General features: G+C 53.2%; 18 protein-coding genes. 15 read left to right on the top strand and 3 right to left on the bottom strand.

The annotated features are described in order from the left end of the window. The first annotated feature begins 179 nt into the window (after positions 1 to 179). From mobB to ACULM0_RS14640, 8 genes are all read left to right on the top strand, one after another. Positions 180 to 713, top strand: a complete 534-nt coding sequence (gene mobB / locus ACULM0_RS14605) for a molybdopterin-guanine dinucleotide biosynthesis protein B (protein WP_463678269.1) — start codon at positions 180 to 182, stop codon at positions 711 to 713. A gap of 7 nt (positions 714 to 720) precedes the next feature. Next, positions 721 to 1,788: an ADP-ribosylglycohydrolase family protein gene (locus tag ACULM0_RS14610; RefSeq protein WP_463678270.1), complete on the top strand. Its 1,068-nt coding sequence runs from the start codon at positions 721 to 723 to the stop codon at positions 1,786 to 1,788. Continuing rightward, positions 1,789 to 3,081 (top strand): PQQ-dependent sugar dehydrogenase, encoded by a 1,293-nt coding sequence (locus ACULM0_RS14615; RefSeq protein WP_463678271.1) that lies wholly within the window; start codon positions 1,789 to 1,791, stop codon positions 3,079 to 3,081. It begins immediately after the preceding gene. A gap of 178 nt (positions 3,082 to 3,259) precedes the next feature. Beyond that, positions 3,260 to 3,742: a DUF2975 domain-containing protein gene (locus ACULM0_RS14620; RefSeq protein ID WP_463678272.1), complete on the top strand. Its 483-nt coding sequence runs from the start codon at positions 3,260 to 3,262 to the stop codon at positions 3,740 to 3,742. A gap of 10 nt (positions 3,743 to 3,752) precedes the next feature. Continuing rightward, positions 3,753 to 3,968: a helix-turn-helix domain-containing protein gene (locus ACULM0_RS14625; protein WP_463678273.1), complete on the top strand. Its 216-nt coding sequence runs from the start codon at positions 3,753 to 3,755 to the stop codon at positions 3,966 to 3,968. A 20-nt stretch (positions 3,969 to 3,988) separates the two neighbouring features. Continuing rightward, positions 3,989 to 5,227 carry a DUF4153 domain-containing protein gene (locus ACULM0_RS14630; RefSeq protein WP_463678274.1) on the top strand — a complete coding sequence of 413 codons (1,239 nt, stop codon included), beginning with the start codon at positions 3,989 to 3,991 and terminating at the stop codon, positions 5,225 to 5,227. 121 nt (positions 5,228 to 5,348) lie between these two features. Beyond that, on the top strand, positions 5,349 to 5,531 hold the full coding sequence (locus ACULM0_RS14635) for a putative immunity protein (protein ID WP_463679895.1): 183 nt from the start codon (positions 5,349 to 5,351) through the stop codon (positions 5,529 to 5,531). Next, positions 5,479 to 5,601, top strand: a complete 123-nt coding sequence (locus ACULM0_RS14640) for a hypothetical protein (RefSeq protein ID WP_463679897.1) — start codon at positions 5,479 to 5,481, stop codon at positions 5,599 to 5,601. Before ACULM0_RS14635 ends, ACULM0_RS14640 begins: the two co-directional genes overlap by 53 nt. A 140-nt stretch (positions 5,602 to 5,741) precedes the next feature. Here the strand turns inward: ACULM0_RS14640 and ACULM0_RS14645 are convergent, their stop codons facing one another. Together ACULM0_RS14645 and trkA are read right to left on the bottom strand one after the other, a co-directional pair. Beyond that, positions 5,742 to 7,193 (bottom strand): TrkH family potassium uptake protein, encoded by a 1,452-nt coding sequence (locus tag ACULM0_RS14645; RefSeq protein ID WP_463678275.1) that lies wholly within the window; start codon positions 7,191 to 7,193, stop codon positions 5,742 to 5,744. Further along, the gene (gene trkA / locus ACULM0_RS14650) at positions 7,144 to 8,541 is read right to left on the bottom strand and encodes a Trk system potassium transporter TrkA (protein ID WP_463679896.1); all 1,398 of its coding nucleotides are present in this window, start codon (positions 8,539 to 8,541) and stop codon (positions 7,144 to 7,146) included. Before trkA ends, ACULM0_RS14645 begins: the two co-directional genes overlap by 50 nt. 719 nt (positions 8,542 to 9,260) lie before the next feature. On the opposite strand from trkA, the gene katG reads away from it, so the two are divergent. Further along, the gene (gene katG / locus ACULM0_RS14655) at positions 9,261 to 11,456 is read left to right on the top strand and encodes a catalase/peroxidase HPI (RefSeq protein ID WP_463678276.1); all 2,196 of its coding nucleotides are present in this window, start codon (positions 9,261 to 9,263) and stop codon (positions 11,454 to 11,456) included. Between the two features lie 197 nt (positions 11,457 to 11,653). On the opposite strand, the gene ACULM0_RS14660 is transcribed toward katG, so the two are convergent. Then, on the bottom strand, positions 11,654 to 12,532 hold the full coding sequence (locus ACULM0_RS14660; RefSeq protein ID WP_463678277.1) for a nucleoside hydrolase: 879 nt from the start codon (positions 12,530 to 12,532) through the stop codon (positions 11,654 to 11,656). A 196-nt stretch (positions 12,533 to 12,728) separates the two neighbouring features. Between ACULM0_RS14660 and ACULM0_RS14665 the strand changes: the two genes are divergently transcribed. The 6 genes from ACULM0_RS14665 (at position 12,729) to ACULM0_RS14690 (ending at position 17,168) form a co-directional block, all read left to right on the top strand. Continuing rightward, positions 12,729 to 13,421, top strand: a complete 693-nt coding sequence (locus ACULM0_RS14665; RefSeq protein WP_463678278.1) for a YeeE/YedE thiosulfate transporter family protein — start codon at positions 12,729 to 12,731, stop codon at positions 13,419 to 13,421. Then, the gene (locus tag ACULM0_RS14670) at positions 13,418 to 13,660 is read left to right on the top strand and encodes a sulfurtransferase TusA family protein (RefSeq protein ID WP_463678279.1); all 243 of its coding nucleotides are present in this window, start codon (positions 13,418 to 13,420) and stop codon (positions 13,658 to 13,660) included. Before ACULM0_RS14665 ends, ACULM0_RS14670 begins: the two co-directional genes overlap by 4 nt. Further along, the gene (locus ACULM0_RS14675) at positions 13,653 to 14,174 is read left to right on the top strand and encodes a YeeE/YedE thiosulfate transporter family protein (protein WP_463678280.1); all 522 of its coding nucleotides are present in this window, start codon (positions 13,653 to 13,655) and stop codon (positions 14,172 to 14,174) included. Before ACULM0_RS14670 ends, ACULM0_RS14675 begins: the two co-directional genes overlap by 8 nt. Before the next feature lie 23 nt (positions 14,175 to 14,197). Beyond that, the gene (locus ACULM0_RS14680; protein ID WP_463678281.1) at positions 14,198 to 15,442 is read left to right on the top strand and encodes an ABC transporter substrate-binding protein; all 1,245 of its coding nucleotides are present in this window, start codon (positions 14,198 to 14,200) and stop codon (positions 15,440 to 15,442) included. Further along, positions 15,442 to 16,359 (top strand): ABC transporter permease, encoded by a 918-nt coding sequence (locus ACULM0_RS14685; RefSeq protein WP_463678282.1) that lies wholly within the window; start codon positions 15,442 to 15,444, stop codon positions 16,357 to 16,359. The genes ACULM0_RS14680 and ACULM0_RS14685 overlap by 1 nt, the downstream gene beginning before the upstream one ends. A 191-nt stretch (positions 16,360 to 16,550) precedes the next feature. After that, positions 16,551 to 17,168 (top strand): ABC transporter permease, encoded by a 618-nt coding sequence (locus tag ACULM0_RS14690; protein WP_463678283.1) that lies wholly within the window; start codon positions 16,551 to 16,553, stop codon positions 17,166 to 17,168. Positions 17,169 to 17,201 lie beyond the last annotated feature (33 nt).

Genomic DNA, 17,201 nt, shown 5'->3' on the forward strand with positions numbered 1-17,201 from the left:
TTATTCCAAGCTGATGGCCCATGGCCTTCCGATCAAATCATCGATGAATAGGTGGTGGCCATGAGCAATCCAAGGGTCGGATGTTGGATTTCCGACTTATGGGGTATGAAATAAATGTTGAGCATGCTTATCGACTGGTTGAGAGAACGAAGATACAGAAGCAGAGGAGAGAAAAACAGATGACCGAAAAGAAAAGGAAACAGCGACTGATCGCCGTGGTCGGTCGAAAGGGATCGGGGAAGACGACGACCGTCGAACACCTCGTGCGGGCCTTCCGCGAGCGCGGCTACTCCGTGGGTACGATCAAGAAAATCCATCACCACCCCATGAAAATGGACGCCGAGGGCACCAACACGGATCGTCATCGGCGAGCGGGCGCAAGTCTCGTTGCCGCCTGGGGCGCGGAGGAGACCGCCTTGTTGTTCGACCGACAATTGTCCCTCGAGGAGATTTTATCCTTTTACAAAGAGGAGATTATTCTGACCGAAGGGATCCGGGCGATCGATGCCCCCAAGGTGTTGACCCTGAACACCATCGACGAACTCGATGCACAGCGCGATGATCACCTGCTCGTTCTCTCCGGTAGGTGGAGTGCGGGGGAGGACCAACACGGCAACATACCGGCAATCGATGCGGTAAGCGAGACCATGCGTCTCGTGGACTACTTGCTTGAACATGTGAAGGAAAGACCTGACCAAAGGAAAAAGGAGTGAGCATACGATGACCAGAAAAGACCGTGCCATGGGCGCCCTGATGGGTGCTTTGATCGGAGAAGCTTTAGGCGTTGGTCCCCACTGGTACTACGATCTTGATGAACTGAGGACCGAGTACGGTGAGTGGATCGACGATTACACCCGACCGAAAGAAGGACGTTACCACGCGGGGCTCGAACCAGGGGAACTTTCGCAACAGGGATGGATCATTCGGGAGATGGCCGAGTACCTCGTTCGGGAAGAGGGGTACGAGGAGTCCTCTTTCTGCCAGATGATGGACGACCGGATCCTGCCCCATCTCGACGGAACGCCCATGGGTGGAAAGGGCGGCTATACCAGCCAAGTGATGCGACACCTTTACCAGGTGCGCGTCGTCGAAAAACGGCCCTGGGATCAGGCGGCAAGCATTGGTGATACCACCGAATCGCTCGAGCGCAATATTCCGACGGCCATCTGGTACGCTGGTGATCTCAAGGCACTGGCCACCATCACGGCAGACAACACGGCCCTCACCCAATCGGATAATGTGACGGGATCCCTCTCGGTGGCCTATCTCTTGGTCCTGGCCATGATGATCCGCGGTGAACCGCTCGACGGTCAGATTGGCATGAAACTGATGGAGCGGGTGAAGTCCGAGAATTTACCCTTCCACGCTGTGACCAGCGGTGGTCTCAAGGCACCGGAGAAAGGAAAGAAAGCAGAGTCCAACGAAGGCCTATTCGCCTCGCCTGACGCCCTGCTCTCGCCGGGATTCATGGCCACTGCAGCGGATGACGATGGGGTCCAGATAGACCCGGCTTGGAAGGCATCCCTCGTCTACGGGATGCCCTGTGCCATCTACCATATGTTACCCGCCGCCTATTACCTGGGGGCGCGGTTCAAGGACGACTTCGAGATGGGCGTGCTCAGCGCCATCAACGGCGGCGGTCAGAACCAGGTGCGTGCCATGCTCACCGGCGCTTTGATCGGTGCCCAGGTCGGTCTCAGCGGGATTCCCGAACGGTTCCTCGAGGGACTATCCGAGAGCGAAGAACTCTTGATGCTAGCTGAGAACCTGGCAGAGGGGGAGCTGTAAATGAGAAAAGTGCTGGCCCTTGCCCTCGTGGTCATGCTCTTCACCGTGGGTTGCCAGGAGACCCCGGACCCTGGGGCTACACCAGAGAATCCACCGATTGAAACTGCTGATAATCCTGTAGAGGCCGCTGAGCCCGAGGCAGAGGAAGCGGTGGAGGCACAAGCCCCACCGGCAGGGGAGGAAGATTCGCCTGCCGAATCGGAAGAACCAAGCGTCACGGTCCCGGAGCGTTTCGTACCGGCGACCTATGCGCTGGAGCCCCTCTACCCAAGCCTTTCCTTCGACGAGCCACTGGCTGCCGTGCATGACGGCGTGGGTGCGCTGCACATCGTGGAACGAAGGGGACTGGTCCGCAGGCTACCAGACGATCCAGCGGGGACGATGGAGACCCTGCTCGACCTCACTGATGTGGTTTCGACCTCGGGACAGGAGATGGGCCTACTCGGTCTGGATTTTCACCCGGACTTTGAACAGAACGGCTACTTTTACGTGAACTACACCGATGGTGACTGGACCGTGATCTCCAGGTTCGAGTTCACCGGAGATCTGCCTGTGGACACCGCTACGGAGAAAGAAGTGCTCAGCTACGCTCAGCCTTACGCCAACCACAACGGTGGTACGCTTCTCTTCGGTGAGGACGGCTACCTCTACATCTCATCGGGCGATGGTGGATCCGGCGGGGACCCCCAGGGCAATGCCCAGGATCTGGGCACTTATCTCGGTAAAATCCTCCGGATCGACGTGGACACAGAAGAGGCCCCCTACCTGGTGCCAGAGGAAAATCCCTTTGTGGATACGGAAGGGGCTTTGCCCGAGATCTTTGCCTACGGGCTACGGAATCCTTGGAAATTCAGCTTTGACCGTGGTCGCGATCTCTTGATCGCCGCCGATGTAGGACAAGGCGCGATTGAAGAGATCGATATCATCGAGAAGGGCGGCAACTACGGGTGGAACCTCCTGGAGGGAACCCAGCCCTACAGCGGGGATCCGGAGAGTCTCGAGAACGATATCCTCCCCATCTACGAGTACACCCACGATGAGGGGCGTTCGATCACCGGTGGTCACACCTACTATGGTGAAGAGGCACCCAGCCTGACCGGCGTCTATGTCTACGGGGATTTCATCTCCGGACGGATCTGGGGACTGTGGATCGAAGAAAAAAGTGCCGAAGAGAACCACCTGCTCCTCGACTCAGATCTCATGATCTCGTCCTTTGGACTCGATGGGGACGGGGAAATCGTGGTGGTGGACTTCGAAGGAGGACTGTACCGCTTATCGGAAAGCGCAGAATGAAGCCAATCGTAAGACAAGGATCACGGCGAAGGTCGTGGTCCTTTCGTGACTTTAGGGTAAAAAGCTGGGTGAAAAGGAAGTAAACATCTGCAAAATTACCTTTATTCAATAAATATTTATTGTAAAACGATAAATATCGGTGTAAGATGAAATTATAAAAAATGCGAGGTGTTGTGAAATGAACAAAGGTTCCACATGGTTTCTCAAGGGAGCGATTCTCCTGATGGGGCTCCCGATCCTGGTCTTCTGCGTCCTGATCTTACCCAAGGTTGCCGGCCTTTTCGTCCACTATCTCGTCGGCGGACCAGCCCTCTACTACGGTCTCATCCTAGGATTCTTGTCCACAGCCGCGGCCTATTTCTACGCCCTTTTCCAGGGCTTTCGCTTGCTCCGTGCGATCGATGGACAGCGCGCTTTCGAGCGCAGCTCCGTTGTAGCGCTGAAAAAGATCCGCCTCTCGGCCTCTTACATCAGTTTTTTTTACCTAGTCCTCTTACCAGTCGTTTACATTGTGGCCGATCGAGATGATGCCCCGGGCCTGATTTTAATCGCCCTGGTATTTGTATTCGCAACGGCGGTGGTGGCGGTCTTCGCGCAGATCTTGGTCAGACTGCTCGGTGAGGCGATTGCCATCAAAGAAGAGAATGACCTGACGGTCTGAGGTGATCAAAATGCCTATTCAAATTCATATCGATGTGATGCTGGCGACGCGCAAGATGAGCGTCACTGAACTGTCCGAACGGGTGGGGATCACCATGGCCAACCTGTCGATCCTTAAAAATGGCAAGGCCAAGGCCATCCGACTGAGCACGCTAGAGGCCATTTGCAAGGCCCTCGACTGTCAGCCCGGTGATCTGATCGAGTACGTACCGGAAGAAAAATCCTGAGCGATCGAAAGGAGGATGCCATGGACCATCAGAACGAAGTCATCCTCCACCGAGACGATCCCGCTCGGCTGGAGTCCCTCTACCGTCAAGATGCCGCAGCCTTCGAAGCCAATTTCCTAGAGGCAGAACAGAGATATCCCGACGACTTGATCCTGAAAGTCTGGCGAGAAAGGCTGAGGACTCCGTTCGCCTTCACGTCCCCGGAGATCGAGAAGGGAGGATCCGGGGGTCTTCGGGTCCTGGTGGTCTTGGCGCTCGTCTCGGGTCTCGCTACCCGGGGACTCTTCCACCTGATCGTGCAGGGGGCGATTGCACCGGTAAACCTTCTCTTCGGCGTCGTGGTCGCGACAATTTTTTACTTCCTCTACCGCTCGCGACCGAGGCGAAATGTGGTTCTCGCTGTCCTGGGGCTGGTTTGCGTCTCTATTCTGTACATCAACCTGTTACCGCTCGAAGAGACGGATAGCATCATCTTGTCCTACCTGCACATGCCCGTTTTTCTCTGGGTCGTGATCGGGGCCGCTTATGCGGGCGATGGCTACAACCATCAGATGAAAAGGGTCAGTTTCCTTCGTTTCAACGGTGAGTTCTGCGTCTACTACGCCAGCATAGCCATCGCCGGCATGCTCCTTGCGGTATTGACGCTCCAGCTATTTGGTTTTCTCGACATGGACATCGCGGATCTTTACTTCGAGAACGTCGTGGTCTTCGGTGTGGGCTTCCTGGCTCTGATTACCGTGCAGCTGGTGGTCGTGAACCTAGACCGCAACCGGACGATCGCCCCCTATATCGCGCGGATCTTCAGCCCGCTGGTCCTCATCACCTTGGTGGGCTATCTGGGGGCAGTCGTCGTGGTGGGGGAGAATCCATTTCTAGACCGAGATTTCTTGCTGTCCTTCAATTTCGTCCTGATGGCCGTGCTTGCGGTCACGGTCTTCACGATCACGGAGGTCCGGACGGAGGAGATCAGCCGTCTAGCGGTCTTGATCAACACGGCGCTGATCCTACTGGCCTTGGTGATCGACGGGGTGGCCCTGTCGGCGATTGTCTTCCGCCTTTCTTCCTACGGTCTGACGCCTAACCGACTGGCCGTGCTCGGGATGAACCTATTGATCCTGATCCACCTCGTGAAGATCGCCAGGGCTTCTTACCAAGAGTTGAAAGGTCGGCCGGCGATACGCGACGCCGCGGTCAACTACCTGCCGATCTACGGGCTCTGGGCTGCCTTCGTCAGTTTCTTCTTTCCCTTGTTCTTCTGATCCTGTGGGCACTGGACTGCGCGGGAGAGACGTTCTGCCGCTTTGAAGACAAGTATCCGGAGGAGCAGAGACCTCGTCGGTGCTTGGAAGCCTGTGATCAGTGGGCCCGGGGAACATTGAAATGTCGATCGCACGGCGTGCGATCCTCGACGCCCATACCCTTGCCAAGGAAATCGACAATCCGGTCTACGGGGCCCTGTGCCACGCCATTGGCCAGGCCGGGGGCCACGGTGCACACGGAAGTGCACGCCATGGGACTTCCCATGTACGAGCTGACGGCCATCGTGCTCTGCTGTGGCGATAGTGACTATGGGGAGCGGGTGCTGGGTCAGATCCATCATTATGAGAACCGGCTCCTCTACTGGAAGGCATAGGCCCCTGCAGAAAGGCGCGAGTGGGCTGGTTTTCTCGCGTAAAGCCATGGGACACAAAACAGGCGATGCCTCCACACTTTTCAGTGGAAGGCATCGCCTGTTTTATGGTTTGATGTTTCCTCGGGCGTTTGATAGTGATTTTAGTACATCTCGGTCCGCCAGTTTTTAGGTACCAAGAGGGCCACGATCGTGAAAAGCTCGAGTCGTCCCATCAGCATGAGCAGGGAGAAGAGCAGTTTGCTCGGTACACTGAAGGCAGCGTAGGCTTGCGTGGGACCGACGGCTTCGAAACCCGGGCCCACGTTGCCAAGGGTGGCGGCTACGGCGCTCGCCGCGCCGACGAGGCTGATCTCCTCGAGAGAAATCGCCAGGGTGCTCACGATGAAGAGCAAGAGGTAGAGGGCGATGAAACTCGTGATGCTGGCGATGACCTCGTTAGGGACAGATTTGCCCCCGACCTTGACCGGGATCATGGCCCTGGGGTGGAAGATCTTGAGAACCTCGCGCTTGATGAGTTTGAGCATGATCAGGATGCGGATCACCTTGATCGATCCACCGGTCGAACCCGCGCTCCCGCCGACGAACATGAGCATGAAAAGGACCATTTTCGAGAAAGTAGGCCACAGATCGAAATCAACGGTGGCGTATCCCGTGGTCGTGATGATCGAGCTGACCTGAAAAAGGCCATCCCGAAGGGCCATCCAGAGGGACTGGCCGTTGATGGACACAAGGTTGATGGTAATCGCCAGGGTGGCGACGGCAATGATGCCGAGGAAGAAACGCCACTCCGCATCTCGCACCATTTCACGCCATTTCCGCTTGTATAGAGCAAAGTAGAGGGCAAAGTTCGTACCCGATAGGATCATGAAGATCGAGATGACCACGTGGATGTAGGAGCTATCGTAGGCACCGATGCTGGCCCCACGATTGGAGAAACCACCGGTTCCCAGGGTACCGAAAGTATGCACGGCCGACTCGTACAGGGACATGCCACCGAGTTTAAGCAGAAGGATCTCGGCGAGGGAGATTGTGATATAGGTGAGGTATAGAATTTTTGCAGTGTCCTTGATCTTCGGCATGATCTTATCGGTTACTGGACCCGGGCTCTCGGCCCTGAAGATCTTGAGGCCGCCGATCCCGAGGGTAGGCAGCAGGGCCACAGTGAAGACCAGAATGCCCATGCCGCCAATCCAGTGGGTGAAGGAACGCCAGAAGAGCAGGCTCCTCGGTAGCGACTCGATATCCAGAAGAATCGTGGCCCCGGTTGTGGTGAATCCAGAGATCGTTTCGAAGAGGGCATCTACGTAAAAAGGGATGTATCCCGAAAGGTAAAAGGGGAGTGCGCCAAAAAGAGAGGCGAGCAGCCACCCCAACGCCACGATACTCAGCCCCTCATGCGCCTTGATCCGTTGGTTTTTGACCTTGATCAGGGAGAGTCCGATGCCCGCAATGGCCATGAGAAGAAAACTGGTGCTGAAACCTGTCAGATCATCACTCTGATCGAGGAGTGCGATGCTGATCGAGGGAAGGAGCATCAGGGCTTCAAGTGTTAATATATTTCCTAATACCTTGGCGACGATTCCATAGTTCATTGAGCCTGTTTCCCTTCTCTTCTTTGAAGAATATGCCGATAGACTCTAGTGTGTTTGCTAGGCTGAAGATAATGAGGCGGTCGTGTGCTCCTATGGTCGTGGATCCGTTCGGGATCAAAACGCGGCTATCCTTCACCATGGCCCCGATGATCACACCCTTGGGCAGCCCGAGTTCCAAGAGGGTTTTTCCCACGATGGGGTTTTTCGGATCGATGATCACCTCGTTGACCTCGGCTTGTCCACCGAGCAGGAGGGAAACGGAAACGACCTTGCCGCCGCGCACGTAGCGCAGGATGTCACTCACCGCGATGGTGATGGGGTTGAGGGCCACGTCGATGCCCATCTTGTCGACGATCTGGGTGTAGGAAGGACGACTGATCTTGGCGACCACCTTGCTGACCCCTTCGTGTTTGGCCATCAGGGCCATGAGGAGATTCTGCTCGTCGTATCCCGTCACGCCGATAAAGGCATCCATCTCGGAGAGAGACTCTTCCTCGAGCAGGTGGAGATCGGTACCATCCCCGTGGATCACGAGGACGCTGTTCAGTTCATCGGCGAGCCGCTTGCAGTTCTCGCGGTCTTTTTCTACGATGGTGACGGAGACGCCCATCTCGCTCATCTCACGCGCTAGGTAGTAAGCGATTTTTCCTCCACCCATGAGCATCACCTTTTGAATCTCTTTGCTTTTGTTCAGGGTGTTGCTCTTTTCCCTGAGCAGTTGAATGCTCTCACGTTTACCGATGATATACAGAATATCGTCGGGCTCGATAACCGTGTGGCCCGACGGAATCATCATATGCCCGTCACGCAAGATGGCGGTGATTAGCATTCCTTCGATGTGATCGAGCTGCATGATCTTTTTTCCGATGTATCCGCTCAAATGATTGGCACCGATATCGACCAGCTGCACGCGACCCTTGGCATAATCCCCAGAGTAAAAATTGTAACTCTTCAAAAGATACCGCGTGATCTCGTTGGCAATGGACATATCGGGGTTGACGATATAGTCGATGCCCATCTCAACGCGCAAGAACTCCATCTGTCTCGAGTACTCGGGGTTTCTGATTCTGGCGATCGTTTTTGCACACCCCAACTTCTTTGCCACGCGGCAGATGATCGTGTTCGATTCATCGCTACTCGTACAGGCGATCATGAAATCATAGGTTTCGATGTTCAGCTCTCTCAAAATATCGACATCGAGCCCGTTCGCGTGAACGGTAAGCACATCGAGGTGATCGAGTGCTCTCTCGATCACCCGTTGGTTGAGATCGATCAGCGTGACATCGATCTTGTTGTTTTGCATCGTTTCTGCGAGTTTCAAGCCCAGTTTGCCTGCGCCGACGATCATAGCTTTCACAGGAAACACCTCCGTGAATTCGATAGCATGAAATGACCCTATGTCGTAGCAGCCATGTAGACTGAAGTTTTCGTATAAGTGTATCATATCTTAATGCGAGCAGGGGTTCAAGGGCGTTCTCGTAACTTACATACTAGAATGGTGGACCTGTTGGGAAGTGGACCACAGAAGGGTGGGAAGCGAAGGTTCTGAAGAGGGGAAAAGGCCGCGGCCGCGATGGCAAGTATGGGTAGTGTGATTTCCGTGAGCATGAGTGCCGATAGGCCGGCCAGCCACTCGCCACCTGACGGGAAGCAGATAACGAGGGGAAGATCGAGTCCCCGGGACCAAAGTAGATCGCGAAGATGCCGAACCCTAGGACCAGGGTATCACTGATTCTCTTGTTTTCTTAACATCATTTTTGGCGAGAACAAATCATGAAGAAACTACCTTCGAGGGGTAACCGATTGCAGAAGAGGAGGTGATTTGTCAAAATATTCAGACTTATTCTTGGTAGACACTACCGATCGGGGGTAAATATCCCTTGACGGACTGATTTAGAACACAAGAATGAAAAACTGATGAGCCTATCTTGGGAGCTAGCGTTTACCTGGTGAAAGGTAAAGAAGCGCAACGATTACGCGGGAGATCAGTCTGCAGCGACCTACACATGACCCATGCCAAAGCAGGGCATTGTGTGGTAACCATGGATTCTCGAAGGAGGAAATGCGATGAAAGAGCATGGAAGATGCCCTGTCACCGGGAAGACGAGCAAGGGCGCACCGGACAAAGGGACGACGAACCGAGACTGGTGGCCGAATCAGTTGAATCTAAAGATCTTGCACCAGAACAGCGAGTTAGTCGATCCCATGGATGCTGATTTTGATTACAAAAAGGCCTTTTGCGAACTGGATCTCGATGCAGTGAAGAAGGACCTCTACACCTTAATGACCGACTCCCAGGACTGGTGGCCGGCAGACTACGGTCACTACGGCCCCCTCTTCATTCGCATGGCCTGGCACAGCGCGGGAACCTACCGTAAAGGAGATGGCCGGGGCGGATCGGGCACCGGCTCACAGCGCTTCGCACCGCTGAACAGCTGGCCGGATAACGCCAACCTAGACAAGGCGCGGCGTCTCCTGTGGCCAGTGAAGAAGAAGTATGGACGCAGTATCTCCTGGGCCGACCTGATGATCTTGGCGGGTAACTGCGCCCTGGAGTCCATGGGTCTGGAGACCTTTGGGTTCGGTGGCGGACGGGAAGATGTCTGGGAACCCCAGGAGGATGTCTACTGGGGGCAAGAGGAAGAGTGGCTCGACGGCGAGGAACGCTACTCCGGAGAAAGAGATCTGGAGAATCCCTTGGCGGCCGTCCAGATGGGCCTCATTTACGTGAATCCAGAGGGGCCCAACGGAGTGCCCGATGCCGTCGCCGAGGGACGCGATATTCGGGAGACCTTCGACCGGATGGCGATGAACGATGAGGAGACGGTGGCCCTGATCGCCGGGGGACACACCTTCGGTAAATGCCACGGTGCCGGCGATGCCAAGCATGTGGGGCCGGAACCGGAGGCGGCTGCTATTGAAGAACAGGGACTCGGCTGGAAGTGCGCGCACGGAAGTGGAAAAGGCGGTGATACCATCTCCAGTGGTATCGAGGGTGCCTGGACGCCGACGCCTATCGAGTGGGACAACAGTTACTTTGAAACGCTTTTCGCTTACGACTGGAACCTCGAGAAGAGCCCCGCGGGGGCCTGGCAGTGGCACCCCTCGGATCCAGAAGCCGCAAATGCTGTTGTCGATGCGCACGATCCATCGAAGCACCACCCACCTATGATGACCACAGCGGATCTGGCCCTTCGGATGGATCCCATCTACCGGCCGATCTCCGAGCACTTTCGCGACCATCCGGAGGCTTTCGAGGAAGCCTTCCGGCGCGCCTGGTTCAAATTAACCCACCGGGATATGGGACCTCGCTCGCGCTACCTGGGACCGGAGGTGCCGGAGGAAGACCTGATCTGGCAAGATCCACTACCTCCTGTCGACTACGAGCTGATCGATTCTCAGGAGATTGAAGCGCTCAAGAAACAGATCATGGCGTCGGGATTGACCACCGGTCAGTTGATCTCCACGGCTTGGGCCTCCGCCTCGACCTTCAGAGGGTCCGACAAGCGCGGCGGAGCCAATGGTGGGCGTATCCGTTTGACCCCACAGAGAGATTGGCCCGTCAATGAGCCGGAACAGCTAGGAAGCGTTCTGGGTATCTACGAGAAAATCCAGGAGGACTTCAACGGAAAGTCCGGAGATAAAAGGGTTTCATTGGCAGACCTGATTGTACTCGGCGGATCCGCTGCCATCGAAGAAGCTGCGAAAAAGGCAGGCTACGACGTAACGGTTCCCTTCGCACCGGGTAGGACCGATGCGAAGGAAGAGCAGACGGATGCCGAGGCCTTCGATGTGCTCGAGCCCGTGGCCGATGGTTTCCGCAACTACCTGAAGGGGCAGTACGCCGTTTGTTCGGAGGAACTCTTGGTGGATCGCGCCCAGCTGCTCACGCTCACGGCTCCGGAAATGACAGTCCTGATCGGTGGGCTCCGTGTGCTGGGGAACAATTACAAGCAAAATCCCCACGGCGTCTTCACCAAACGACTCGGCACCCTGTCGAACGATTTCTTTGTGAACCTCCTGGACCTAGGCACCGAGTGGCGCCCCTATGAAGGATCGAAGGAAGTTTTCGAAGGTCGCGACCGTGAGAGCGGCGAGCTGAAATGGACGGCCACACGGGTCGATCTGGCCTTCGGTTCGAACGCACAGCTCAGGGCCCTTGCGGAAGTTTACGCCAGCGATGACGCGGAGAGAAAGTTCGTCTACGATTTCATCGGGGCATGGAACAAGGTCATGAATGCCGATCGTTTCGATCTTTGCTGATGATCCGGTAGAATGGATTAAAGAGAGAAGGAGTAGGTTCCTTATTGCCAGATGATAGCCATCAGTAGGAAGTATAAGTGAAGAGTATAGAAAAAGCCCTGGGTGTTCATCGCACCCGGGGCTTTTCGCATAGCATAGTGTGAAATCGCGAATCGGTCACCACTTTCTCGGGGCACTCAGTGATCCGAGAGGCATGATTATGCTTTAGCCCAATGCTCAATCAAACGAGTATTAAAGGCATGTATGTCGTTGATTCGCTTAGGTACGTTAAGTTTCTTTAGCGGGGGACCATCGCTAACGATCATCCCAGTCTTGAGGCTCTCGGCATGACCAGTGTAGTCAAGTGTACTTCGCTCGAACATTTCAGGACTGTCGAGGTATAGGGCTGCGACAGCATCCCAATTGTGAAAGCCGTTGTTTTCGTAAAGAGATCCTATGAAGGAGAGCCATGGATCTGTCTTCTGACGGATATATGCAAAATTCCTTCTTGCGTGATCGCTTGTTTCTTGACTGCCCATCTCTTCGTACATCTCCCGAGTGAAAAGGGCCTGTAAGCAGAGATGACCAGTGATCACGGTGACCGGTGTTTCGGAAGAGAGCACCGCATGCGCTGCAGTTGGATCTGAGGAGAAATTCAACTCATTCATCTGTTTCTTTCCAATGATCAAAGGCTCGGTTATCCCACCCATCAAGACGATTTCCTTCACTTTCTTGAAAAAATCAGGATCTAGTTTCCAGGCACCTAAGAAATTCGTGAGCGAACCTAAGCCCAAGAATGTAATTTCTCCAGGGTGATCGTTCACAAGTCGCACCATGGCCTCTGCAGCTTCTGACATCGGTTGAGATGACGATTGGGCACCGTGGTATAGCGGGATCTTTCCCGTTAATCCCAGCTCTTCGAAGGTCTTTACTGTTGTCCTCCGTACAGTATCCAGCGTACTGTTTCCAAAGGTCGTTGTTACCATCTCTAGGGAGAGCACATCACTACCGAGTACATACATGAGTGCCAGGCCATCATCGACATCTCGAAAGGGAACACCCATGGTCAGGTCAAAATCGATCGCAACTCTTTTCATGAAAAGTACCTCCTAGGTTCTATCTGTCCACGAGGGTATTATAGCATTTCCAATGAGAGTGGGTGAGACTTGCTTCATAATACAGTATTATGGACCATAAGGATTGTTTATGGTGGATACATAATGGATGAGATATAATGATGTTAGACATTGTTAACAGTTTCACATGTTTGCTGTATGGAAAGGTGAGGAAGCAATGCAATCTGAGAAAATCGAAGCATTGAAAAGACAATTCGAGGGAGAAATCGTCTCGCGACGATCTACCGCTCACAGAGGGTGGTACACCCTAGCCATTTACGCTCTGGTCGCCTTGTTCTTACTCCTTTCTAAAACGCCCTATACTTGGCATTGGGTGATCGGTGGAGCGATGGGAATGGTTTTACAACGCAGTAAGTTCTGCTTTGCCGCGAGTTTTCGTGACCCTCTTCTTACGGGGAATACCAAACTCCTCCGGGCTATTCTACTGGCGATGATGGTGATGAGCGTGGGATTTTTCATGATCCAGTGGCCCTACATGATGGGTGACGGCCCCATCGGGGAGATACCAGGTCAGTTAAAACCAGCAGGAGTCCACACGGCACTGGGCGCATTGTTGTTTGGAGCCGGCATGGTGGTCGCTGGTGGTTGCGCGAGTGGAACGCTCATGAGAATTGGTGAGGGATTTAAGCTTCAGCTTATTGGACTCTCCGGATTTTTAGTCGGTACAGTGCTGGCGGCGGGACATTTCCAGTTCTGGGATGAGGTGCTGATCCAGCAGGGTCAAGTTCTGTATCTTCCAGAGAGGATTGGCCCATTTCCAGCCCTTTTCACTACCTTGGCTTTACTCGGGACCATCAACCTTCTACTGACAAAAATGAACCGTAGAAAAATAGGAAAGGGATCATCATGAAGACTGTTACATTAGATTGCCTGTACGAAGCATGTCCGCTTCCGCTGATCAAAGCCGTGGAGAAACTCAAGACCATGGAAATTGGAGAAGTGCTAATTATCGAAACGGATCATACTTGCGCATTGACGCACATCAGCGACTGGGCTAGAGACCATCGGGTTCCTTATGACTCGGTGAAAGTAGCAGATGGTGAATGGCGTATCTTTTTAGAGAAAGTGAGGGAGGCGTCCAGTGCGTAAACCACCCACATGGCTGACCAAACCCCGCTCCTATCTATGGGGCGCCTTAGCTTTGGCACTGTTGAATGTACTCTTGTTTCTTACGACGGGTAAACCCTGGAGGATTACCACAGGCTTCCTTTACTGGGCCTCTGGGATACTGGAGTTGCTGGGAGCTAATCCAAGCTCCTGGTACTACTATAGTGTGTACGATCAAGCGCTTTCGCAGGGTGAAACGTTCTTCTATAACAGCTATACATTTCTCAACCTGTCTCTGATTTTGGGTGCGCTGACGAGTGCTTTGTTATCGTCAGAATTCAAGTGGAAGAGAATCAAAACGCCAAAACAAGGCGCCTGGGCTTTTGCGGGAGGTATTCTGATGGGATACGGAACCCGACTTAGCTTTGGATGTAACATCGGCTCCTATTTTAGCGCGATTCCGTCCTTCTCTTTACACGGTTGGATCTTTGGCCTGTTCATGTTCTTGGGCGCGTTTATCGGGGTACGACTCCTCAAAAGGTACTTGCTCTTTTAGCGAATCATGAAAGGAAGATAATTTTGAGTAGAGTATGGATCGTATGTATGGCTTTGATTACAATTCTAATGCTTACCACTGGCTGTGTTGACACACAAGTGGAACAACCGGAGGTATTTACGGAAGATGACGGAGACTGGACGTCTATCTTGGAGGAAGCCCGCGGCACAAAGGTAACGTTCTACGGCTGGGGTGGTTCTGAAGTGACAAATAGGTGGCTGGACAAAACCTTAGCAAATACTCTGGAAGAACATTACAACATCACGCTCGAGCGTGTTCCGATGAACATCGATGAGATTCTGGCCAAACTTCTCTCAGAAAAACAGTTGAATGCCGAGGGAACAATTGACGTCGTATGGATCAATGGGGAGAATTTTAGAACGGCCAAGGATAACAACCTACTCTATGGTCCTTTTACAGGCAGACTCCCAAATTTCCAGACGTATATCGATGGTGCTGCACCGGATATCACGCATGATTTTGGGTACCCGGTAGATGGATTCGAAGCCCCTTTCGGTAAGGCTCAGTTCGTTATGATCGGTGATACAGAGAAAATCGAGGCATTTCCCACCGATCATCAAGCGTTACTGTCCTTAGCTAAAAAATTTCCGGGTCAGATCGCTTATCCAGCGCCGCCTGATTTCACGGGGAGTGCATTTATCAGGAACATTATCTATGAAATTGTCGGCTATGAATCCTTTGTGAACCTCCCGGCTGAAAAAGAAACCGTGAGGGAAGTGGTCGATCCTGCTATGGCTTACTTAAAAGAGCTGGCCCCTTACCTCTGGCGATCAGGTAAAACATATCCTGCAACCATTTCTCAAGTAGAGAATATGTATGCTGATGGTGAGCTGATTCTGAGCATGAGTTATAATCCAAACCTAGTAGCCGAGCGAATCAGTGCTGGACAGTTTACAGAAACGTCGGAGGCATTCCTTCTTGAATCGGGTACAATTGGGAACACACATTTTCTGGCAATCCCACAAAATGCACCGAATCGACAAGCGGCCATGGTACTGATCGACCTCATCTTGAGCCCGGAGATTCAGGCGGATAAATATGCACCGGCCAATTGGGGCGATCTCCCCGTTGTCGATGCAGAAAAACTCTCCGGTGAGGAAAGGGAGCTCTTTGAAGAGATTCCGTTGGGACAAGGCGTTCCATCCTTCGAAGCATTACAATCTCATCGCCTGCCGGAAATGCCTTCGCATCTGGTGCCAATTATCGAGGAAATCTGGATGGAAACAGTGGCAGGATACGGTAGCTGATGTTCTCTTATTTCAATCGGCTTTACACATGGATGAAGGCTGACCGGTTTAAACCCTACTTACTGCTACTTCCCGTGTTATCGATTTTGGCCGCTGTTTTCGTCAACGGACTCATCACTGGTTTCTTACAGAGTATCGGCTACTTTCCTGCATTGGGTTTAAGGGAAATCACACCAAAATACTACGTGGAGATATTTCGAAATCCCGCATTTCTATCGGCACTCGTCTTTAGCCTGTATACAGCTCTTGTCTCGGCCATTCTAGCTACGGTACTGGGGCTTCTTCTAGCCTTGTGTTTGCTCAGGAGCAACTCGCAGGATCGGATTTCTCACTTGGTCTACAGGTTACCCATAATCGTCCCCCATACGGTGGCTGCGTTATTGGTGATCTCGCTGCTCGGTCAAAGCGGTATGCTGGCCAGGATTGCGATTTCTATTGGTCTGATCGAAAAGATGTCGGATTTTCCTGTGGTCACATTCGACCGGGGTGGGATCGGTCTAATGGTCGCTTACATGTGGAAGGAAATCCCCTTCGTGGCGCTCGTCGTTTACGGCGTACTACGTTCGGTGGATGAGAAGTACAACCAGGTGGCCCGCAATCTAGGTGCCAACGGTTTTCAGCTTTTCAAAGAAGTGCTTCTGCCTATGGCATTACCCGCACTTTCATCAGCATTCATTATTATTTTCTCCTTTTCCTTCGGGGCTTTTGAGATTCCTTATCTTCTTGGACCCACTTCTCCAAGGGCGCTGCCAGTATTAGCCTATATCGCCTTTACTCATCCCGATTTGCTAAGGCGGCCCTACGCAATGGCCATGAATATGGTGATCGCACTGATAACCCTGGTCATGGTCATACTTTATCGGAAAAGCTATGAACTTTTGGATCGACTTGTTGGAAAGCAGGAGGTAAGCGGATGAATACCTCCAAGTCTTTAGACTTCTGGCGAGCAGGGCTTTATTGCTTTCTCGTTGTTTTGCTGGCACCAGTGACAATACTATTGCTTTGGAGCTTCGCCCGTAGTTGGCCTTACCCTGATCTTTTACCGGTCTCCTATGGGCTACGCGCGATACGACATTTCCTAAGTACAGAGTCAGGTGTGGTCACGATTGTGCACGAAAGCGTTGGCCTGTCCCTGGTGGTCATGGGCATAACGTTGGCAATCAGCCTGCCTGCCGGAAAGGCAATCGGGTGTTACGATTTTCCTGGAAAAAGGGGGATCTACCTTTTCCTTTTAAGCCCTCTGATTGTACCCCCTATCACGGTGGCTATGGGGATTCACGTGACTTTTCTCAAGATGGGCCTTGCAAACTCGTTCTGGGGTGTCATACTCATTCATCTGATCCTAGGCATCCCTTACGCCGTAAGGATTATTGGTAACGCTTACGAACTCACAGGAGATCGGATGGAGGTGCAGGCCCGTCTCCTGGGTGCATCCAGTTTCCAAACGTATCGCTACGTGACGATACCGCTGCTCACGCCGGCTCTGCTTTCTGCAGGCTCCATGGTGTTCATCGTCTCCTTCAGCCAGTATTTCTTGACCTTTCTCATCGGAGGAGGTCGTGTGATCACCTATGCGATGGTGATGTTCCCTTACATCGAGAGTGGCGATCGCATGATGGCATCGGTATATAGTCTTGGGTTCGTACTCATCACTCTGCTTGTTCTGTGGGTGGTGGAGGGGCTTCTCAAGCGCATCTACAAGCAAACGGGATCAAGCACGAGCTAATGCAATTGTCTTAAATACCTATTCGTATGTGAA

The sequence above is a fragment of the Halotolerantifilum yawarlongkerapense genome, assembly GCF_054506745.1.

Excerpts from the sequence above, each read along its gene's own strand:
- mobB (WP_463678269.1), top strand. The coding sequence starts at position 180 with ATGACCGAAAAGAAAAGGAAACAGCGACTGATCGCCGTGGTCGGTCGA.
- ACULM0_RS14610 (WP_463678270.1), top strand. The coding sequence starts at position 721 with ATGACCAGAAAAGACCGTGCCATGGGCGCCCTGATGGGTGCTTTGATC.
- ACULM0_RS14615 (WP_463678271.1), top strand. The coding sequence starts at position 1,789 with ATGAGAAAAGTGCTGGCCCTTGCCCTCGTGGTCATGCTCTTCACCGTG.
- ACULM0_RS14620 (WP_463678272.1), top strand. The coding sequence starts at position 3,260 with ATGAACAAAGGTTCCACATGGTTTCTCAAGGGAGCGATTCTCCTGATG.
- ACULM0_RS14625 (WP_463678273.1), top strand. The coding sequence starts at position 3,753 with ATGCCTATTCAAATTCATATCGATGTGATGCTGGCGACGCGCAAGATG.
- ACULM0_RS14630 (WP_463678274.1), top strand. The coding sequence starts at position 3,989 with ATGGACCATCAGAACGAAGTCATCCTCCACCGAGACGATCCCGCTCGG.
- ACULM0_RS14635 (WP_463679895.1), top strand. The coding sequence starts at position 5,349 with ATGTCGATCGCACGGCGTGCGATCCTCGACGCCCATACCCTTGCCAAG.
- ACULM0_RS14640 (WP_463679897.1), top strand. The coding sequence starts at position 5,479 with ATGGGACTTCCCATGTACGAGCTGACGGCCATCGTGCTCTGCTGTGGC.
- ACULM0_RS14645 (WP_463678275.1), bottom strand. The coding sequence starts at position 7,193 with ATGAACTATGGAATCGTCGCCAAGGTATTAGGAAATATATTAACACTT.
- trkA (WP_463679896.1), bottom strand. The coding sequence starts at position 8,541 with ATGATCGTCGGCGCAGGCAAACTGGGCTTGAAACTCGCAGAAACGATG.
- katG (WP_463678276.1), top strand. The coding sequence starts at position 9,261 with ATGAAAGAGCATGGAAGATGCCCTGTCACCGGGAAGACGAGCAAGGGC.
- ACULM0_RS14660 (WP_463678277.1), bottom strand. The coding sequence starts at position 12,532 with ATGAAAAGAGTTGCGATCGATTTTGACCTGACCATGGGTGTTCCCTTT.
- ACULM0_RS14665 (WP_463678278.1), top strand. The coding sequence starts at position 12,729 with ATGCAATCTGAGAAAATCGAAGCATTGAAAAGACAATTCGAGGGAGAA.
- ACULM0_RS14670 (WP_463678279.1), top strand. The coding sequence starts at position 13,418 with ATGAAGACTGTTACATTAGATTGCCTGTACGAAGCATGTCCGCTTCCG.
- ACULM0_RS14685 (WP_463678282.1), top strand. The coding sequence starts at position 15,442 with ATGTTCTCTTATTTCAATCGGCTTTACACATGGATGAAGGCTGACCGG.